The 20,854-nt window shown below is 43.7% G+C and carries 18 protein-coding genes; 4 read left to right on the top strand and 14 right to left on the bottom strand.

Annotated elements, in window-relative coordinates:
- Positions 1-181 precede the first annotated feature (181 nt).
- The 11 genes from Q7P33_RS03025 to Q7P33_RS03075 all read right to left on the bottom strand — a co-directional run bounded on the left by Q7P33_RS03025 (position 182) and on the right by Q7P33_RS03075 (position 12,819).
- Positions 182-1,612 (bottom strand): APC family permease, encoded by a 1,431-nt coding sequence (locus Q7P33_RS03025; protein ID WP_303867283.1) that lies wholly within the window; start codon positions 1,610-1,612, stop codon positions 182-184.
- Positions 1,613-1,954: 342 nt separating this feature from the next.
- Positions 1,955-2,482, bottom strand: a complete 528-nt coding sequence (locus Q7P33_RS03030; RefSeq protein ID WP_303867284.1) for a hypothetical protein — start codon at positions 2,480-2,482, stop codon at positions 1,955-1,957.
- A 104-nt stretch (positions 2,483-2,586) separates the two neighbouring features.
- A complete protein-coding gene (locus tag Q7P33_RS03035; protein WP_303867286.1) occupies positions 2,587-3,504 on the bottom strand; it encodes a GTP-binding protein in 918 nt (305 codons plus the stop codon).
- Positions 3,505-3,564: 60 nt separating this feature from the next.
- Complete coding sequence (locus Q7P33_RS03040; RefSeq protein WP_303867287.1) at positions 3,565-4,374, bottom strand: methyltetrahydrofolate cobalamin methyltransferase; 810 nt, start codon at positions 4,372-4,374, stop codon at positions 3,565-3,567.
- 9 nt (positions 4,375-4,383) lie between these two features.
- Complete coding sequence (locus Q7P33_RS03045; protein ID WP_303867288.1) at positions 4,384-5,013, bottom strand: B12-binding domain-containing protein; 630 nt, start codon at positions 5,011-5,013, stop codon at positions 4,384-4,386.
- Positions 5,014-5,139: 126 nt separating this feature from the next.
- Positions 5,140-6,489, bottom strand: coding sequence for a uroporphyrinogen decarboxylase family protein (locus tag Q7P33_RS03050; protein ID WP_303867289.1), 1,350 nt, complete (start codon positions 6,487-6,489; stop codon positions 5,140-5,142).
- Between the two features lie 102 nt (positions 6,490-6,591).
- Positions 6,592-7,476: a DMT family transporter gene (locus Q7P33_RS03055; protein ID WP_303867291.1), complete on the bottom strand. Its 885-nt coding sequence runs from the start codon at positions 7,474-7,476 to the stop codon at positions 6,592-6,594.
- Positions 7,477-7,833: 357 nt separating this feature from the next.
- Entirely contained in the window at positions 7,834-8,457 is a 624-nt protein-coding gene (locus Q7P33_RS03060; protein WP_303867292.1) for a corrinoid protein, read from the bottom strand.
- Positions 8,458-8,483: 26 nt separating this feature from the next.
- Entirely contained in the window at positions 8,484-9,338 is an 855-nt protein-coding gene (gene panB, locus Q7P33_RS03065) for a 3-methyl-2-oxobutanoate hydroxymethyltransferase (RefSeq protein ID WP_303867293.1), read from the bottom strand.
- Between the two features lie 143 nt (positions 9,339-9,481).
- The gene (locus Q7P33_RS03070) at positions 9,482-10,699 is read right to left on the bottom strand and encodes an NAD/NADP octopine/nopaline dehydrogenase family protein (protein ID WP_303867295.1); all 1,218 of its coding nucleotides are present in this window, start codon (positions 10,697-10,699) and stop codon (positions 9,482-9,484) included.
- A 461-nt stretch (positions 10,700-11,160) separates the two neighbouring features.
- Positions 11,161-12,819: a BCCT family transporter gene (locus Q7P33_RS03075; protein ID WP_303867297.1), complete on the bottom strand. Its 1,659-nt coding sequence runs from the start codon at positions 12,817-12,819 to the stop codon at positions 11,161-11,163.
- 671 nt (positions 12,820-13,490) lie between these two features.
- Here Q7P33_RS03075 and Q7P33_RS03080 point away from each other — a divergent pair.
- The 4 genes from Q7P33_RS03080 (at position 13,491) to Q7P33_RS03095 (ending at position 18,780) form a co-directional block, all read left to right on the top strand.
- A complete protein-coding gene (locus tag Q7P33_RS03080; RefSeq protein WP_070369987.1) occupies positions 13,491-14,270 on the top strand; it encodes an aspartate/glutamate racemase family protein in 780 nt (259 codons plus the stop codon).
- Positions 14,271-14,308: 38 nt separating this feature from the next.
- Positions 14,309-15,757, top strand: coding sequence for a trimethylamine methyltransferase family protein (locus tag Q7P33_RS03085; protein WP_303867400.1), 1,449 nt, complete (start codon positions 14,309-14,311; stop codon positions 15,755-15,757).
- A gap of 31 nt (positions 15,758-15,788) precedes the next feature.
- Positions 15,789-17,204 (top strand): trimethylamine methyltransferase family protein, encoded by a 1,416-nt coding sequence (locus Q7P33_RS03090; RefSeq protein ID WP_303867301.1) that lies wholly within the window; start codon positions 15,789-15,791, stop codon positions 17,202-17,204.
- Between the two features lie 121 nt (positions 17,205-17,325).
- The gene (locus Q7P33_RS03095) at positions 17,326-18,780 is read left to right on the top strand and encodes a sigma-54-dependent Fis family transcriptional regulator (RefSeq protein WP_303867303.1); all 1,455 of its coding nucleotides are present in this window, start codon (positions 17,326-17,328) and stop codon (positions 18,778-18,780) included.
- Positions 18,781-18,864: 84 nt separating this feature from the next.
- On the opposite strand, the gene Q7P33_RS03100 is transcribed toward Q7P33_RS03095, so the two are convergent.
- The 3 genes from Q7P33_RS03100 to Q7P33_RS03110 are packed head-to-tail and all read right to left on the bottom strand — an operon-like array spanning position 18,865 to position 20,687.
- A complete protein-coding gene (locus Q7P33_RS03100) occupies positions 18,865-19,788 on the bottom strand; it encodes an alpha/beta hydrolase (RefSeq protein WP_303867304.1) in 924 nt (307 codons plus the stop codon).
- Position 19,789: 1 nt separating this feature from the next.
- On the bottom strand, positions 19,790-20,062 hold the full coding sequence (locus Q7P33_RS03105) for a DUF2087 domain-containing protein (protein WP_303867306.1): 273 nt from the start codon (positions 20,060-20,062) through the stop codon (positions 19,790-19,792).
- Complete coding sequence (locus Q7P33_RS03110) at positions 20,034-20,687, bottom strand: TetR/AcrR family transcriptional regulator (protein ID WP_303867307.1); 654 nt, start codon at positions 20,685-20,687, stop codon at positions 20,034-20,036. Before Q7P33_RS03110 ends, Q7P33_RS03105 begins: the two co-directional genes overlap by 29 nt.
- Positions 20,688-20,854: the final 167 nt, after the last annotated feature.

Raw genomic sequence — 20,854 nt, forward strand, 5'->3', positions numbered from 1 at the left:
GATAATCGTTTCTTTGCCATTTATTATACTAAACTCATAGCAGTGATGCAATCAAATACCCTCACCATAAACTCTATTTGCGATACAAATAAAAACCACCACTGATCATGCAGATTGACCAGCAGTGGTTTTATATTAATACTTTTTACACATCATTCAGATCTTGGGTCTGATTTAATCGCTAAACAATTGTTGAATCAATGATCGCCGGCTTATTCTTTCCCCCCGTATCGCCTACCGCTTCACATCTTAAATTCATTTCATGAACATCAGCCGTTTCAAATAGTGAGATTTTTTTAATCACTTTTACCCAGATCACGGAATAAGCAATGAGGATTGCAAACAGACCGAAGAATATTTTATAAACCAGCAATCGGGTGTCCCCTTCGGCAATATGCCAAATCATATAGATGTTGCCAACAATACATAGAAGCTGGGGAATCCCAAAGAAGGTCAACTTTTTATTGCGGCCAGGTATATCGGGATATTTTCTTCGCAGTACCAACGCTGAAATATTGACCAGAATATACGATGCCAACCAGAAACATGAAGCCGCCAATAAAATCGTAGCTAAACCGGAAGACTGGGTGAATCCAGTAATCAGCATTGCCAGGTCGCCGACAAAAATCAGCACCAGACCCGCCACCGGAATATGGTGTTTATTCTTTTTGGCAAACACCTTCGGCATCATCTCATCCTGGGCCATCCCCGACAATATTTTGCTGACACTACCCAAGACTGTGTTGGCAGTACTGATTCCAGCCAACAAGGTCACAATCCCCATCCAATAAACACCAAATTGACCCAGTAGATTTTCTGCAAATAACATATGTGGCATTTCTGAACTGGCCAGGGCTTCCAAGGTAACATAATGCGTCATCCCAATTCCAAGCATTGCCTGAACCCCGAAAAGCAATAATAGACCAAGAATCATTGACAGCGTCACATCACGTTTGGGATTCTTTAAATCTTTGGCGATGGGAATAACAAATTCAATGCCAATGAACAACCAGAATGCCAGGGCGGCCAACGAAGCATATCCGCTGATTCCAGTCACCGGCGCTGGTGTTTGCTGAGCAGCGGTAATCACGGTTCCCGTTCCCAGATTAAAAAAGCTGATAATCCCCAGAGCAATCAAAGATCCGATCAGTAATACGACCACGACATTTTGAACCTTGGCAAAAATATCGACTCCATTATAATTAACCATAAATAAAATCGCCAATAATACCACACTGATAATCGGGGCTGGAATCATTGGTAGAAAGATCTGATTGATTACCATTCCACACATTGCCATTTCCACCGACGAAGCCAAAATCATGGTAATAACATAGGCTGAAAGGTTCGAAATAATGGATGCCACTGGGCCGAGTCCCGCCAGTGTATATTGTCCAAGCCCCCCTTCCACCTCTGGCATGATTGCATGCAGTTCGCCAAATGTCAGCGACAGCATAACATTTAAAAAAAGTACAATTCCTAACGATACGATAAACCCGGAACCTGCCAAACCCATTCCCTGACCAAGTAAAAGCAAACAACTGGTTGCTACAATCAGACCGACACAGACCGATACTGCAGAGCCTAATCCCAATTTTTTCTGATTTTCCATAATAATCTCCTTCTTAAATTTTTTGACACCTTATTCGTCATTGAAAAAGTGTCCCGATGGTGTGTTTTTTAATATAAAAAGGTGCTCAAACATCCGATTGGATATCTGAGCACCTTTGCCCCCATTGTTATTCAACTAAAACAATCCTGAATACACACAAAATATCGAGTTGTATTTTTTCCTAAAAAAATACTTAGACGTAAGCTCATTCTTACAAAAATAAAAAGACAAAACAATTGATATCCCAAAAGGAAATCAGACTGCTTTGTCTTTCTTAACTTACTATACTCTATTTCATCCTGATCTTCTTGTAAAAATCGGAACTCTTTGAATTTTATCAAATTATTTTTCAATCGGAATAATAATCTGGGCGATTTCCCGACCTTTTCCTCTGACAAAGGTGACTGTGAGATTTTTACTATCCGTTTCCAGGCCATAAGCAATGCTTGCCGCACAACTCCCACCAATGGGTGTTTCCTGAATCATTCGTTTGGGATCCTTGATATTATAAGTCTCCAACTCATTACCCGCATCATCACTAACCATAAAATCCCCTTGTGCCAAAAAGAAATCCATATTATTTCGCTTTTCATAGCTGATATTTTCGTACATATAGTCAAGAAAGATTACCTGTTTGGGATCTGGTTTGGAATCCTCATCTCTTTGCGACGTTGTTCTTGCCCCGTTGATGGTAACACTGTAATCACCATTGGCTGTGGTTACAACAAAAGGCTCATTCAATACCATTTCCGGCAGTTTTGTCGCGACAGCAGGCTCCCTTTGTGCTGTAAAATAGTCGACAATGCCACAACCTGAAAGCCCAACGATTATCAGAACGAAAAACAAAAGTATTATCCCCAGCTTTTTCATCTTCGACCTCCGTATGGTTAAATTATAGCCGTACTGAAAATAGAAGGCAAGGATAATTATCGTTGTCCTGATTAACGATCAATCTTTAAGTCGCTCCCACAAAATTATATATGCATTGGTGTATCACCAAAAGACTGTTTCCAGAGTCGCAGCAAATCACTGATCATCCGAATGCCGACTGCTGAAATCATCACAATTTCGGTTTGCTCGATTGGTTCATTCCATTGAGTCAGGATCGCCAGATCACGTACGCTGCTGACTTCAAAACCACCCTGATCCGTTCGAACAAATCCCTTGATCCGATGGGTGGAAAATTTTATTTCATGTAAAAACTTCTCAAATATTTTATAGTCAAGCAGTGCTTCTGTTCTTAAAACACAGGCTTGCGGACGGCTTTCCCAGGTGTTTCCCGACGTTCCGGTTTTGACGTTGTCACTTTTCATCGTCATAATCAGATCAGCCAGAGGTACTTCACAAAAGGACGCCTTAAAAATTTCTGTAGTCGGATTAATTGTCGTAATTTTTTGTGCAATCACTTGAAGCGTTTCCGGATTTTGTAGATCGGCTTTATTGATAATAACCTTACTGGCATAAATGATCTGTCTTTCCAGTGCCGCGATCACATCTAACTGTTTGAGAAAATAGCGTCCATCAACAATACAAATGGATCCAAGATAATCATAAGCTTTACCGGCGATTTTAGTCACCGTTTTTAGGATGCTTCCCATATTGGCAGGATCAGCAACCCCAGAGGATTCCACAAAGACGATTTCAAGTTCATGATTTAAGAATTGAGCCAATCCGCCGATAAAGTTTTCTTTTAAGCAGGCACAAAAAACCGAGCCGTTGTTCAATTCAATCAGATCAAAATTTTCGTTTTTGATCAATTGTCCATCAATCCCGATCTCACCAAACTCGTTCATCAGGATCCCAATTTTTCGGCTTTGGTATTCGTTTAAAATTTTTTTTAACAAGGTTGTTTTTCCTGCGCCCAAAAATCCGGTCAGTAAGATAAGCTTCATTCCATTGCTCCTTATATTTGAAAAAAACGGAAGCACCTTATGCTTCCGTTTGGTTTTACTTTATTTTTTCCCAACGGGTCCGATTTGACCAGAACGAAATGCCTTACTGTATTTTCGACAGTGTTTGTCCTGTCCCAGTAGCGCATAGGTGGCAAAAATGGTTTCCATCATCTCCCGGTTCAGCGGATCCATCACGGCTGAATCCATACCAGCCTCAATGGCAAAGGCCATTGCTGTTTTATTAATCAAACCCCGCGCCGGTAATCCAAACGAAATATTACTAATGGCTCCGGTAACATGGATGGTCGGAAACAGCGCTTTAATCGATCGAATTTCCTCCGCAAAATTAAGCATCGAGTTATTCTCGGTCGATAGGGCCATAACACAGGGATCAATATGAATCCGATCCGGGGTAATTCCATATTTGTCAGCTTTTTCGACCATAATTTTGGTAATGTCCAATTTGGTTTCAAGATTATTGGGAATCCCCCGGTCGTCGCAGGTCAAGCCGACCACTTCCCAGGTGTTGCCTTCCATCAGCGGCAGCAGTACCTCGCATTTATCGCCTTCTTCCGAGATCGAGTTAAGCAATCCCGGTTTATTGGCATATTTAAACACGGCTTCAATCACCCGGGGATTCGGGCTGTCGATGCACAGCGGCGTCTCAGTAACATCCTGAACAACGTCGATTAACCATTTTAGTGTTTCAACTTCATATTCCGGTGCGGTACTGGCACACACATCAATGAAATGAGCTCCCGCCGCTGTCTGCTTAACCGCCCGATCGGCAATAAATGCGGCATCACGATTTTCGATGGCCGTTTTCACCGCCGGGATACTGCCATTGATCTTTTCTCCAATGATTATCATATGCTGCTCCTATTCCCAACCCTGACAGATTTTGATGCCTTCGGCCGCATTCGTCGTAAAAGCATCGGCACCAACCAAGGTACAAGATTCTTTCGTCACCGGATTTCCACCAATAATAATTTTTGAATCGACGCCAGCTTCTTTTAATGCCTCGACCGTATCCTTCATCGAGTCAATCGCAAGGGTTAACACCCCACTCATGCCGATAATTTGAGGTTTTATTTCTTGCGCTTTGCTCACAAATGTTTCAACTTTAACATCAATGCCCATATCCACCACCTCAAAGCCTGCTGCTTCGGCCATGCTTCTGAAGATATTTTTGCCGATGTCATGTAAATCCCCTTGAACGGTTCCCAAGAGAATCGTTCCCATTACTTTGGTGTCGCCACTGCCCAGGGATGGTTTTAAAACGTTGATGGCTTCGGTCAGTAATTCACCTGCAAAGATCAGATCACCAACAAAATACTCGCCATTTTCAAAAAGATCCCCGACGATGGCCATCCCCGCCTGACAGGCTGCAACCGCTTCAAGCGCTTCTGCTTCTGATGGATTAGTCGCCGCAAATTCTTTTAACAGATCCATTACCAGACCATCTTCCAAATCACCCAGGGCCTGTGTCAATTCATTTAAATTTAACATTATTTTCTTTATCCGTCCTCGCTATCAACTCGGGGACTGCTCTCCTTATTTTTTTCTATTCACATTTTAATTAATACTTCGTTTTGCCTGCTGTCATATCGATCCAAACCGGCAAAGAATATATTGCTATAAGTATTGACCAACGACTTCAATTAATTCCTGCTTACTGGGGATCATTGACGACCACTTCAGCTCGCCATTAATATAGGTTGATGGCAGATGCTGGACGCCCATTTTTTTAGTCCGGGCAATATCCACTTTATTGGTGTATTTATATTCTTTAATCTCAACCCGATCACCAAATTCTTCTTCGGCCAATAGGATGCCCTTGACCATGTAGGTGCAAGCCGCACAGGTAGCCGAATCCAGAGTAAAGATTTCAATCAGCGGTTTTTCCAGGTTGTCATAATCTGGCAGTTCCACAGGTATCTCTTCATCAACAGCCTCATAGTTTTCAATCATCTTGCGGACGGCTTCGGTTTGTTTTATCGCCTGGACGGTGGCCACCGTATTGTCAACAGGAACATTATACGGCATGTCGCAGCCGGGGCTGACAATCAGATTATGATGATTGATGTTATCCAGCATGTCGACAATATATTTCATATTGTCCTGTTGATTGCCGAACAGCAGGGTAGTAGTCAGCGGGATATTTCCGCCAATGGTGATATTGTAGTGGTCAGTAATTTTCTTGGCTTCATAAATATTGACATTCTCATCAATCGAAATCCCGTCAGGATTGGTGCGGCACATCACATCCAGCTGAACGGTGGCATCACCACAAACAAAGAAACTGCTTAATGCCCCTTTACTGCGGATAAAATCAAAGGCTGCCTGGAAAGGTTCTAAAAATAGCGTCTCAATTGATTTTGGTGAAATCTGACTGATCAACGGATCGACCAGAGCAATCACATCCATCCCGGCTTCAATATAATAACTCGACATGGCATTACAGACTTCCACGCAAAATCCCACCAAATCTTTAACAAACTCCGGATACATGACAATATCCATAAAAAACTCACTGCCGCGAATATGCGAAGCCAGAGTGACCGGTCCACAGATCAAACCATAGAGGGCAGTGTCCTCCCCAACTGCTTCTTTAACCCGTTTCATCACATCAACCACCATCGGAATGCGCCCATCGGTTATTTTGGGAATCTTGCATTTACACGGTACCATCAATTCACCGGCATAGGGATGACTCATCACCGACGGTGGATTATCTTCGGCCCATAACAGCTCGCAGCCGAGGATTTCAGCTTCAATTTGCAGATCAAAAATCACTGGCATCCCGTCGGGGGTATAGAGCTTATGAACTTCCATTAATGACTCAAATAATTTATCACCGTCAGTCAGCACGTCCCGGGCCGTATAGCCTTTTAGAAAACCGGCATGAACACCACTAAACGGCACCCATGGTACCGCATCGACGGTTTCGTGTCTTAACGTTTTTAAAATCAGATCTTTTCCCATTTCTTTACCTCATTATTGTTTTCTCTCGTTTATTTTTAATTACCTTTACGCTGCCACTCTTTTTCGATGATTATTATAGTTTTAGCTCCCAACACCAGCATCTTAATGATGAGTGGATAACGGATCAGGATCCGTGTGCCAACTGACAAGAATTACCGATACCAGCATCAGTCCAGCCCCGACAATGGTGTTGCCATTCCAGGGCTCACCGTATAATACTACTCCCAATATCAGGGTAACCACAGCCTCAAACGCGATGATCAAAGCGGTTTGGGTTGATCCAATGCGCTTGATGGCAACGGTAACCATCTGCAGTACAAAGATGGTGATCGCCCCTAATGCCACGGTCAAAATAATCCCTTTAGCTGGCAATCGCAAAAACTCCGCGTTGCCGGAAAAAAAACAACCCTGAATTCCGAAAAATACGGCACAAATCCCCCCCAGATAAAAGATAATCACCCGGTTTTCCAGAGTTTTTAGACTGCTTTGCTGAAGGCTGACCAGATAAACGCCATAGGCCAGTCCTGATCCCAAGGCCAATACACTTCCCCAGTTGACAAGATCGAGACTAAAGTTCATCAGAAAAATAATGCCAGTGATGGCAATAGCCAGGGCAATCATTTTTATCCGATTGGGTTTTTCTTTAAAAATCAGGGCCATTATCACCATCACAAAAAGTGGATAGGAAAAGTACAGCATCGTGGCTAATCCCATTGGCATATAATTAAAGGCCTGGGCCAATAAAAAAGTGGATCCACCATAGCCAACTGCCGAAAAAACAACTAACTCAACAGCTTGTTTTTTTGTGACCCTGATCCGTTCCTTCTTCATGATAAAAGTCAGTCCCAGCATGATAAACACAGTGGCATACCGATAAAATAAAATTGTGGTGGCATCCAATCCATCCAGCATCAGAGCCTTGGTTAATACCGGAATGAGTCCGGCCGCCAATGCGGCAGCCATAGCCGCAATGATTCCCATTGACATAATTGCCTCATTCTTCTTATTTCATATTTATAAAAAGCACTCCTGAATCGGAGTACTTCTGACTATCAAAAAAGATAACCTAGTACCGATAATTGTTATATCATGTTGTGCGCATCGGATCGGACACGGCAAAGCCTGTCCGATTTTCGAGAAGGCAATGAGCCAATCACAAGCTTGCTTGTAGTTGGCGACTGCCCGCGACTAATAAGAAAGGAGCAAAGCGGATTTCTTATTGGCCGCAGCGTACAACAGATTAACAATTGGTCGGTACGGTAGTTTATCGATAACCTCAAGCATTTCTGAGTCAGGGTGCTTTTCTGTCACACTCTTTAATGTCTCGTCTATTTAAACGCTTAGCTATGCAGTTAACGCTTTAGCCGTATCGACAGCGCCTGAAGCATCGGCAGCATAAATGGCCCCTAATTTTTCGCTGTATGCTGGTGATAGTGGTGCTCCACCAACCAGATACTTAACTGTTAAGCCTTCATCCTGACAGGCTTTGATGACTTCCTGCATATAGGTCATGGTGGTTGTCAGCATCGCTGACATGCCAACGATATCGGCGTTGTGTTCTTTGACAGCCGCCACAAATTGTTCAACTTTAACATCGATGCCCAGATCGACAACCTTGAAACCGGCGCTCTCCAGCATCATCACGACCAGATTTTTGCCAATGTCGTGTAAGTCCCCTTTGACGGTACCAATAACAATGGTTCCCAGACTGGGCATGTCTTGATCGGCGATCAGCGGTTTGACGATAACCATTCCGGCATTCATCGCCCGGGCTGCCATCAGCACTTCGGGTACAAACATATCCCCATTCTTAAATTTTTCACCAACCACATTCATCCCTGATAATAATCCTTCATTGATGATCGCAATCGGATCGGTTTTCGCTTCAATCAGAAGATTAACATTCTCAATAATCCCCTCTTCATCGCCATCAATTACAAATTGTCCTAAATCGGCTATATTCAACATAGTATTTCACCCTTCTTCATTTTTCTTTATTTAATTTCGGCTAACAATTTTTCCAGTTCGGCGGCTTCTTCATCGGCAATCACATAGGTGTGAACGCTGTCATCCGGAAAAGCACCGTTGCGGACTTCATCACAGAAAGCGGTAAAGCCTTTTAACAATTCGGCCCCGACATTGGCATATTTTTTAACAAATTTTGGGGTAAAGTCATCGTAATAGCCGACCATATCAGCATAAATCAATAACTGACCGTCGGTATACGAACCAGCGCCAATGCCCAGAACCGGAATGCTGAGGCGTTCGGTGATGGCTTTACCAACCACTGCGGGAACCCCTTCAACCAGGATAAAGGAGGCTCCGGCCGCTTCAATGGCTAGGGCCTGTCGCAATAATTCCATGGCGGCTCCAGCACTTTTACCCTGGGCCTTGTAACCACCCATTTGGGCGGCAAACTGTGGTGTCAAGCCAATGTGTCCCATAACCAGAATACCCACATCAGCAATGGCTTTAATTCGTTTACAAACCGATTCGGTTCCACCTTCGAGCTTTATGGCATCGACCAGGGCTTCCTTGGTAAAACGTCCGGCATTAAAGACCGCTTCTTCATCAGAAATCTGATAAGACATGTACGGCATATCACCAACAATAAAGGTATTGGGCGCACCCCGTCTGACCGCTGATGAATGAGCAATCATATCATCCATCGTTACCGGAAAAGTCGTTTCGTAACCTAAGGTTACCATTCCCAGTGAATCACCAACCAGAATCATATCGACGCCAGCCCGTTCTTCATATTTGGCCGTTAAATAATCATAGCCGGTAATATAGACAATTTTTTCTTTCTTTTCAGCCATTTCTCTAAAATTAAGAATACTTTTTTTCATCATTCGCTCCTTAAGGTTTTTATTAATTTTTTAAGACCAGTCTGCTTATCAGACCATCCACCATCGCACGCTTAAAAAGCGTGCGAAAGGTTGAGGGTCTTGGTTTATCTTATTTTAAGGGGTGTCTGAGGATAGCAGGGTGATTATTTGAGTTTTCCGGTTCTTAAATAATCGTTTAATTCTTCTTTGGTCATGTTATCAATTCCGATGTATTCCAGAGTATAGCCATTGGCAGTCAGGTCTCGACCGAGGATGGCGCAGGCCAGACTGATCATCGAGTCAACAACGGGGGTATTGACCCCATAGACATCACCGAGTTGCTGATAAACGTAACAGCCAACCGGAATATCTTCGGTGATGTAGCGGTTTTCCATGGTAAAAGGACCGGTACCGTATTGGATTGGATCCTGCTTGTCAAAAGGAATCAGGTAATCGAGGCCCATGTATTCCTGGCCCAGGACATTTTCCCGGGAGAAGAAATGCTCTTTTTCATAGGGTTGAATGCCCACGCCAATGGTGTCTGCCAGTTGGCATTCTTCCTGATAGAAGGTATATTGAACCTGAGAAATGGAAGGACAATAGGCATGGGAATAAATTGAGAATTTAAATTTATCTTCGCCAAAAATGGTACCAAAGTTTTCCATGGTGGAAACCCCAAGGATGGCACCGGGACAGTGCAGCACCGGATTAACATTGGAGAAGCCGGTATCTAAAACCGTATCCCCAGCGACAGCACCTTCGCCTTCGGTTACCGCATCCATTGAGGGCAGATATTTCGAGCTTTCAATAAAGCTTTCGGTATCCGTCGCTGGCATGGCGGCTCCACGCAGGGTAATCGCCCGATAGTATACTCTGATTTTGTGGGTGATCACACCCCCTGGCATTTCGACCCGGCTACCGTAGGTTGAACTTGACCAGCCGCCGACGATGACATTTTTGGTACAACCAGCTTCCCGCATCATTTTGCGGAGGATCAAGCTGCCAAAATTGTCAGGGAAAATATGAATAACTTGTCCGTCTTCCAGACAGGGAATCAGTTTTTCAAAAAAAGGTTTATGGCCAAAAGTAGGTGTCGCTACGACAATAATGCCCGCACCTTTGACCGCTTCAGCCACATCGGTCGTTACTTTATCCATTTTGGCAAAGCCTTCTCGCTCAAAACCATAAAGATTGACTTGCTCCCCAAAAAATTTGATCCCAACTTTTTCGACATTTTTTAATGTTTTTTCGGCGAACGGTTCAAAATCACAAATGCGGACTTTTGCACCGCCTAAAGCACAGTCGCCAGCGATCGCCTTACCAACTGCACCAGCCCCCAATACTGCAATGGGCTTGTCTTTTAAATAACTCATGTCTGCCATATCTTTTCTCCTTTTAATCATCTCAATTTGGAATAATTGATGGTTTGTTTACTCACTGCAGTATTAAAGCAAGGTTCGTGCCAAGATATCAAGCGGCACTGATTTTTAAGTGTTCGGGGGTTTCGTGTCGTTTGCCGGCGACCATTTTGTTTACTCCAGAAATTCAGGTGCAAAATTTCAAACCATCAAAGACCTTCAATAACCGGTATTTGTCTAACAATTCAGTATAAGTGGCGATTTAAAGGGATTTCTAAACGGTGTCACTTTTTTTTGCATGTTACCGTATTTTGCAGCGTCCGGATGGTTTATTTTTACAAATCCGGGGGAGTTTGTCTGGGCTGTCTTCGCCGCTTAACAATTGTTTTAAACAACTGATCAGAGACCCACCAGGATCCCCAACTAAGCAAGTGACCCATATAAAAAAGAGTCTGGCTTAACGCCACACTCTTTTTAGGAACACTTTATTCGTCTTTATTTTTTTTATTGTCTTTTTGCTTATCCAGGGTATACCATTTTTTATGGATATGGGCATCCGCCAGCTCCGCTTCGGCCTCAGCCGCAGCCGCTGCCACTTCACCATCCATGAAATCGGCATACTCCAGTTCATCCCGTTTCAATTTGCCGGAGAATAAATGATACAGGAAGCCCAGGATCATCGCCAGTTCAATAAAGAGAATCGGGAACCCGGCAATGGTTTTAACGATCTTGATGCCGTCAATCCCACCGCTGACAACAAATACCAGCGAAATCAAACCAATGAAGACGCCCCAGAATACTTTAATCGGCAGCGGTGCTTCTTTTACACCTTTGGATTGTTTTAATGACATGGTCGAAATGGTTGATGTCATCGAATCTGCCAGAGTAATAAAGGATAACCCGATGGTTACCAGCATAATAATCCGGATTAATTCGGTAAAGGGCAGGAATTCAAAGATGTACATCATAAAGGCCTGAGCGCCATTGTCAGTCAGGAAGCCGGCCATATCAGCCACGCCGCGCAGCTGCAGATCCAGAGCCAAACCGCCAAAAACACTGAACCAGAGAATCCCGAACATCGCTGGCAGAATGACATTGACGACAATAAACTCACGGATGGTTCGGCCGTAGGACAGTTTCACCAGGAACAAACCAACGATGGGTCCAAAGGACAACCAGTCAACCATCCAGTACATATCCCACCATTGCGGCCATAAATCACTATCCACCATTGGTTGGGTGAACAGACTCAGATCAATAAAATTATTGACAAAATAACCAAATGACTGAGTAAACAGATTGAATACATAAGCAGTCGGTCCACAAATCAACACAAAGATCATCAGGGCAATAAAGATCCAGGCATTTTTATCACTGAGCCAGGCAATCCCACGATCGAGACCAGTAGCACTGGAAATGGTGTAGGAAGTAATAATGACGCAGGCAATAATCGCCCAAACCATTGGCCCCGGTTCAATCCCGAAGACGAAATTGAGTCCGCTACCAATCTGCAGCAGTCCGTAACCAAGTGAACCGGCGACCCCACCACAGATGGCAAAAAGAATGATCCCGTCAATGATGGTATTAATCTTGGCATTCAGTTCTTTACCATCGTTTAAATAAACAAGACCGGCACTGGCAGTATAGCTTTTATTCATATTATAGTAAGCATAACCAATGGTGATCCCAGCTACCGCATAGATGGAATAAGGTGAAAACGACCAATGCAGGAAGGATTTGCTCATCCCCCAGATGACCGCATCCAGACTGCCGGGTTCCAAACCAACTGACGGTGGTGGTGTAAAGGTGTGCATCAGTGGCTCGGTTGCACCCCAGAAAACAATTCCAGTTCCAATCCCGGCACAAAGTGAGATCGCCCACCAGATCCAGGTTTTATACTTGGGTACGGCGTTTTTCCCGCCAAATTTAATGCTCCCGAAGGGATGCAAAAACAACAGTGCCATGCAGCCTACAAAGATCAATACCCCGATGGAAACCATCCAACCAGCATTCTCCATCAATGCGATAAAGAAATCAGTCATAATGGTAGTAAACTCATCGGGACTGATAAACCCGATAATGAGAATAATACCCATTAATACGATGGGAATCGCAACCGGAACAATACGTATTCGCTTTAACATAAGATTCTCTCCTCCTAATTTTTTCTGTTTTAAACCTGTAAACACATAAGAATAATGATTTCCCCAAAATTACAGTTTTGCCATAAAACCCGTCTGCTTTTTTTGACACCTCCCACAGATATTTAGCCACTGCTTTATATCCGGTATCTATCGCAAGCTTTGTGCCAATTCGTAAAATAATCCGATCTTTAAATTTCTGCAGTTTTAAGCCTATTTTAAGCCGTCATTTTTACAATGATTCCGTAGTCCTGCAAAAGATTATGCACCGCCTAATCAGATTGCCTGAAAACCATTACAAAAACCTGCTTAAAACTGGGATTTCTGCCAACCATCATTATTTTTTGCATGCCATTATTTTTTGCATCTAATCTGGTATTTCTTTAAAAATTACTGCATCGTCCTTTTGTTTGGATCACTCATTATTTTTGTTTCGTTGTTTGTCTTCTATTATAATGTCAATTCCGTATTTCTTTCATTAATTTGAGACCCGAATCGTGCTGATCGCCTCACCCAACGAAGTTCTGCTGCTGATCTTTTTTAAGCTGCCTACAGAGTACTACATTTTTTGCTTTCGTTGTAAGAGTTTTAGATCTTGGCACAAGACTTGCTTGTATTAAATCAGCAAATAGCAAAACTCTATTAAATACATATTAACGATTCAGGAGGAAGAAATGCAAAGAGATTTAGGAATTAATTACATGACTACCCGAAAAAACCATACCTGTTATGGGATGGGTATTGGTATTATGGTATTGGATGATGCCTATCCCGGTTTTCCTGGCGATGTCCGTAATGCCAGTGCCTGGGGTTTTCCGATTCAGTATGAAATTGCTCAGGGAGTAGATAACTACACCCTGGTATGGGAACAGGATAAAACACCCTGTCGGGCTCCGATTGTTCAGGCGGCGAAAAACCTGGAACGAATGGGTTGTAAAGCGATCGCAGCTGAATGCGGTTATTTTGCTTATTTCCAACAAGATGTTGCAGCTGCCGTTGACATTCCGGTGTTTATGTCCAGTCTGCTACAGGTTCCCTTTATTCAGCAAACCATCGGTCCCGATAGTGCCGTTGGTATTATCTGCGCTCAAAAACGGTTCCTGACTGATACGCATCTGGAAAAAGTTGGCATTGATCTAAACAGTAACTTCTATATCGCCGGGGCCCAGGATGAATACGGCTGCCCGCAATTCGACACCCTCTGGGATCATGAAAAACGACCTGAGATTCCGGAAAGCTATTATGATGAATCCGAAAAGGATATGATTCGCATAACAAAAGAATTCATCGCCAAACATCCGGATATTAAGGCCATCATGTTAGAATGTACCGGTATGCAACCTTTTGCCCGAGCCATTCAACGGGCGGTGGATCTACCTGTGTTCAGTTGGGGAACTTTGCTGGATTATGCTTACTCCTGTGTTTCTCATCGTGATTACTATGGTGATATCTAAATCGTGTCCAAAACGCTCGTCTGTAAAGAAAAAACTCAATTAAGGGGATTATAACTATGAAACCATATGAAAAATACGTCTCTAAAGAAGATATCCAGAATATCCATGCCGAATCACTGAAAATTCTCAACGAAGTTGGAATCAAATTCGAGCATCCGGAAATCCTGGAGATTTTCAAAAATCATGGTGCCCGGATTGATGGGGAGACCGTCTTTCTCGATGAAAAATTAATCATGACGGCTATTTCCACCATACCGGAAAGCTTTACCATCGAAAACTCCAAAGGCAACCACACCCTTGGCGGTGGCAGCCTGATTTTAATGCCTGGTGTCGGGAATATTTTCCGACTGGAAAACGGCCACTTACATAAGATGACCAATGACGATGCCGTTGATCAGTTTAAGTTGTCCGATACCAGTGATGTCATCAATTGTAATTACTTTAATATTTTCCTCGATGACAAAAACCTGTCTCTGGATGAACGGGTCTTCAGCCCCATCGCCATGATCTTAAAATATTCCAATAAAACGGCCTTACATTTACAAGCCAATACCTTCCCGTTAAAATCCAACATCCGGGAATCTTTTCGAAAAGGTCTGGAACTGATCGAAAAATTTGAAGGCCGCCGTGGCGTATACAATAATATCGTCCATGTCAATTCTTTATCGCCCTTATGTTTTGACCATGACCCACTGGAAAAATTCCTGATTGCTGCTGATATGAATCAGCCCGTTTGGTTCAGCCCTTGTGCCATGCCAGTGCTCACCGGACCGCCTTCGGTGGCCGGACTGATTGCCATGACCAATGCAGAAGTATTGGCCGGCATGGTCATGTCTCAACTGGTCAAGCCCGGTTTGCCGGTAGTATATGGCCAAACCTCGGCTTCCACCAACCTACGCACGGTTCAGCTGAGCATCGGCGCTCCGGAAACCGCTTTAATTTCTTATGCCACCCGGGGATTGGCCGATTTTTACAAACTGCCTTGCCGAACCGGCGGCGGTTTGAGTGATGCCAAAGATTTTGATATGCAAGCCGGAATTGAATCCGATATGATGATTCGCTCCACCCTGGAAGCTGCCCCCGATCTGGTGCTGCATTCCTGTGGAATTCTGGGTAGCTTTAATATCTTGAGTTTTGAAAAATTCCTGATGGACGAAGATACCTATCGGATGAATCGCCGTCTGTTAAAAGGAATCAAAACTGAAGAAAGCTACCTCTGTCATGATCTGATTGCCAAAATCGGACCCCGGGGTAACTTCCTCCAGGGCCGGACTCCAAAGATGTTCAAAGAAGAATTCTTTGTTCCCAAATATTTTAATAAAGAAGATCCCAACCAATGGCAGGAAAATGGCAGCAAGCCGGTTCTGCATGACGTTCAGGCCGCTGTCAGCGAACGTCTGGCTTCCTATACGCCGCCAGATATCACCAACGAACAAGCTGCCCTGCTGAACGACTATATTCCGGCAAACTATCGCGAACGCATTTAATAGCGATCATCTAAAGACTTAAGGAGACATTATGGAAACCACGCAAAGAAATATTGAATTCAATGTATTAAATAATAACAAAATCGAAACCATTCACGAAAAGAGTATGGATCTGCTGGAAAATTTTGGTATGCGCATCGTTGGTGCCCGCACCATTGAACTGCTGAAAAAGTATGGCTGTAGCGTTGATGGCGACATGGTCAAATTCCCCAAAGCCGTTGTTGACAAGGCCCTGAACACCATCCCCAAAGAATTGACCTTATATACCCGGGACGGCAAACCCAATATGGTCATCAACAGCAAAAACAATGTCTATTTCGGAACCCATTCCGATCAACTGGAGATCCTTGATCATAAAACCAATATGGCCCGCCCCTATCTGAAGGCGGATATTAAAAACATGTGTAAACTGGGCAGCTATTTATCCAACATCAGCTTTATTCTGTCAGTGGGGATGTGTGCCGACGTGGATCCATTGGTCCAATCTCAGGTGACCTTTATTGAAACCTTGAAAAACTTTGACAAAACCATCAATTTTTCGACCAATGACATCGAATCACTTCAGGAAATCATTGACATCGCTGCCATTGTTGCCGGTGGACACAAAGAACTGGCTGAAAAACCCTTTATTTTTAACTATTGCGAGCCGATTCCACCACTGACCCATCCGGTGGAAAGCACTGAAAAACTCTTTATCAGTGCGACCAATAAAATCCCGGTGGTTTACATGCCGTACAGCATGATGGGTGGCACCTCCCCGATTACCATCGCCGGTGCGCTAACCCAGAATAACGCTGAAATTTTAGCTGGTGTCGTTATAACCCAAGCTGTTAATGAAGGTGCGCCACTGATATACGGTTCGATGCCAACTGTCTTTGACATGCAAACCACCATCGGTTCCTATGGTGCCCCTGAATTCCATAAGTCGGTGGCGGCGGCTTCAGAGCTGGCCAACTATTACAACCTGCCCTTCTATGGCACAGCGGGCTGCAGCGATGCCAAAACCGTCGATCCCCAGTCGGTTGCTGAGGTTCAAATGGAACTGTTCTCTTCGATTTTAAGCAAGGCCAACATCGTTCATGATATCGGCGTCCTGGATCATTGCAACTCGGTAGCGCCCGCGATGGTGGTTTTAGCCAATGAAATGATCAACGAGCTGTCGGCCTACTCCAGCGGGGTCGAAGTGAATGAAGAAACCCTGGCCATGGATGTCATTAAAGGTGTTGGCCATGGCGGTCACTACCTTAATGAAATGCACACCCTCAGTAATTTTAGAAGCGTCTGGTATCCGGAATTCTTTAAGCGCCGGATGGTTAATCCCGATCAGTCCGATATTCTTGACATGGTCAATGCCAAAATTGATGCAATTCTGGAAACCCACGAGGTTCCGGCTCTGGAAGCTTCAATCCTGGCCGAGATTGAAAAAATCGAAAAAAATTATCAATAATCTGTGTTTAATCCCCTTATCAATCAGACGGACAACCCCTTTTCTGGGTTGTCTCTATGATTTTTTTGGATTTCATGTTATCATACTGTCTTAACCAGTAAACCCGAAACGGAGAATACCAGTGAAAGTAAAAAACGAGCATATTTTAGAAGCTTTTGGTGAAAATTCTTTTCCTATTCAGGATGTTGAACGCATCGAAGATGTGTGCATTCATGTTGTTGATGCCAGTGGAAAAATCATCTGTTACTCTAAGGGCTGTGAAATCATCGAGAATATGAAACACGAAGACGTCATTGGTAAAAACATGTCTGATATTTATGATTATCTTGAAAATGAATCGATGGAATCCCTGGTTTTGAAGACCGGAAAAAAGGTTCAGGATGTCCATGTCAAATATACCTCCCCTTCCGGAAAAGTTGCCGATGTGATCAGTAGCACCTACCCAGTTTTTTCGAAAACTGATCCAAAAAAGGTCGAGGCCGCCATTTGTATCTACCGGGATATTTCGGACTATATTCACATGGCCAATACCATCAATAAGCTTCAAAATGACTTAAAATCCCAGCAACTGAAAAACAATGGCACCCAATTTACTTTCAAAGACATTATTGGCAGCAGTGGCCCAATGGCGGAATGCATTCACCATGCGGAAATTGCAGCACTAACCACCGCCCCAATTCTGATTGCCGGTCCGACTGGTACCGGTAAAGAAGTTTTTGCCCAAAGCATCCACAATGCCAGTCCCCAGGCCCACAAACATTTTGTGGCCATCAACTGCAGTGCGATCCCGGAAAATCTGCTCGAGAGCACCTTATTTGGCACCGTTAAAGGTTCGTTTACCGGGGCGGTTGATTCCGTCGGACTGCTGGAAACCGCTGAAGGGGGCACCATTTTTCTGGATGAAATCAACTCCATGCACATGGGCCTCCAATCCAAACTGCTGCGGGTTTTAGAAACCGGCAAATACCGGAAGGTCGGCGGGCACAAAGAAATAACCGCCAATATCCGCCTACTCAGTGCTTTAAACCAAGATCCCCTAAAAGCCATTGAAGAAAAAAGACTGCGCTCCGATTTATATTACCGACTGGCCGTCTTCTCGATTCACTTGCCACCACTTAAAGACCGAAAACAGGACATTCTGGATCTGGTACCGGCCTTCCTTTCCACCGAAGGAGCGGCCATGGGAAAACAGCTGTTTAAGGTATCTGACGAGGCCCAGGAAATTCTGCTCAGCCATGACTGGCCAGGCAATATCCGGGAGTTAAAGCATGCTGTGACCCATGCCATCTATATTGCCCAATATCAGGATACGATTCTGACCCCTGACTTACTGCCAGCTTATTTAAGAAAAAATACTGCCGATAAAAAAATCTATGAAAAATATTTATCGGCCAGTATGGACGACAAAAATCTAAAAAATACCCTCAATAAGATTGAGAAGCAAATGATCATCGACGTCTTGCAGGGCAATGATCAGAACATCTCAAAAAGCGCCCGTGACCTAGGTATCTCACGTCAGAATTTACAGTATAAGATCCGTTTGCATGGGATTAAAAGCTCCGATGATGAACTATAAAAAGGTTTCCGCCTGAATTGGCGGAAACCTTTTTTACTTCTTTAATTACCTTCTTTTATCAAGTACTATTCGTTTATGAAAGCCTCAATCGTTCAGATTTTTTCTGATAAATTGACAAACCTCTTCCAGAGCCACCGTTGCCTCCGGAAAAAGTGGTGATAATAGAGGAAAGCAATGAAACATCCCGTTCCATACCTTCAATTGCACATCAACCCCAGCTGCTTTGGCTTTTTCACCGAAACGGGTTGAATCATCTCTTAGCGTTTCGTTATCACCAACCTGAATAATCAATGGTGGCAAACCACTTAAATCGCCGAATAATGGCGATGCATAGGGATGTTTGGGATCGCCACTGCCAACGTAATAGCCCAGATACGTTTCATTGGCCCCTTTGGGCGTACAGGGATCGGCCTTTACCCGCGTTATATGGGACTCACCTGAAATTGTCATATCGGTACATGGCGAAAATACGGCGCAAACTCCCGGTAAGGGGATCTGGTCATCCTTACATTTTAAAAGGGTCGCCAGCGCGATCCCACCACCCGCCGAATCGCCAGCAAAACCAATATTTTCTGATTGATACCCTTGTTCCAGCAACCAGCTGTAAATCGCTGCTGAATCATTGACAGCGGCTGGTGCCGGATGTTCTGGCGCCAGCCGATAGTCAAACACCAGCGCTTTAATCCCTAAATGTTTGACGAAATTGCCCACCATATTTCGGTGTGACCGGGCATTACCCATCACAAAACCGCCGCCATGAAAATAAAGTACCACTTTTTTTTCAGAAGCATTTTCACTCTCAACCCACTCCGCATAAAACCCCGGATAGTCACTGGAGATATAACTGATCCCCGGGATTGGTTTAAAAAAACGGGTGGCTGTTTCATCACAGTCCTGCCGCAATTTTTCGATCGACGTGTTTTTATCAATCACTTCCGGACGTAATTGCCCTTTAAAAAGATGCCGATACTTCAGGGTATAGTGCATCATTTTAGCTTTTGTACTCATCTTACACTTGTTCCTTTTCCATATTTTTCCAATACTTACTGCCATCTGGCATGCGACATAAAAAACCGTTTTCCACTAACCCACGTCTTAACAAAATAGAATCTCCAAAGGTATGCCACGAATTAATTAACTGATTAACTGCCTTTTCGGAGTATTCCTGATCACACTCGAATTTTTCTGCCAAATATTTATAAACCAGTAGTTTTTTTGATTGTTTTGCCGGAACCTGGGTGATTTGCCCTTCTTCATTTAAAAACGGTTTGATCTTTTGCATGATTTTTATCCTCTCTTTCGCTTTCAATCAAAAACATCGATGCAATGACACGATAATCCAGTTTTACTTCTCTGTTATTATTGTTGGAATAGTATATTGCCAGGCCATTAATGCTCGTCCAGAAAAAAATAGCCAGCATTTTAGGATCTCCAGCTACAATCGTTCCTTCTTTTTGTCCCGCCGCCATAATTTTTTCGATTACCAGATATGGGATATTCCGTTTTTCCCGAATCAGATCCTGGGCTCCCTGAGGGATTGCGGTTGAATTGGTTGCTTGGGTAATCAACCGACAAGTATCCAAAAAAGTCTGGCTGTTTTCAATGGTCTCAACCAGTCGTTCCAAAGCAAAGCGGATTTTTTCACCGGGTTCCGCCTCCATATCCCGAACCGAATAGGATGCTTCAATGGTTTTATCCAGTGCATCATTGATTAGATCTACATAGATTTCTTCTTTTGATCCGTAATAATGATATAACAATCCCTGAGCAATACCAGCTTCAGCTGCAATATCCTGAATCCGGGTGGCAAATAACCCCTGTTTAACAAATTGTGCCAATGCCGCAGTGCGAATCTTTTCCTTACGGGTTTCCCGCATTCTTTCATTTTGTTCCTTTGATCGAGCCATGCTTCCTCCCGGATGATATATTGAATTTATATTCAATATATCATCCGGGAGGATTTTTGTCAATATCTGCACCTGACATTTTGCTAAAGCTTTACGTCAGCTCTAATTGAACTACGCCTAACAATCTGCCGCGCAAATAAAAAAACCATGCGATTTTTTTCGCATGG

The sequence above is a fragment of the Acetobacterium wieringae genome, assembly GCF_026646375.1.
GTDB classification, from domain to species: domain Bacteria; phylum Bacillota; class Clostridia; order Eubacteriales; family Eubacteriaceae; genus Acetobacterium; species Acetobacterium wieringae_A.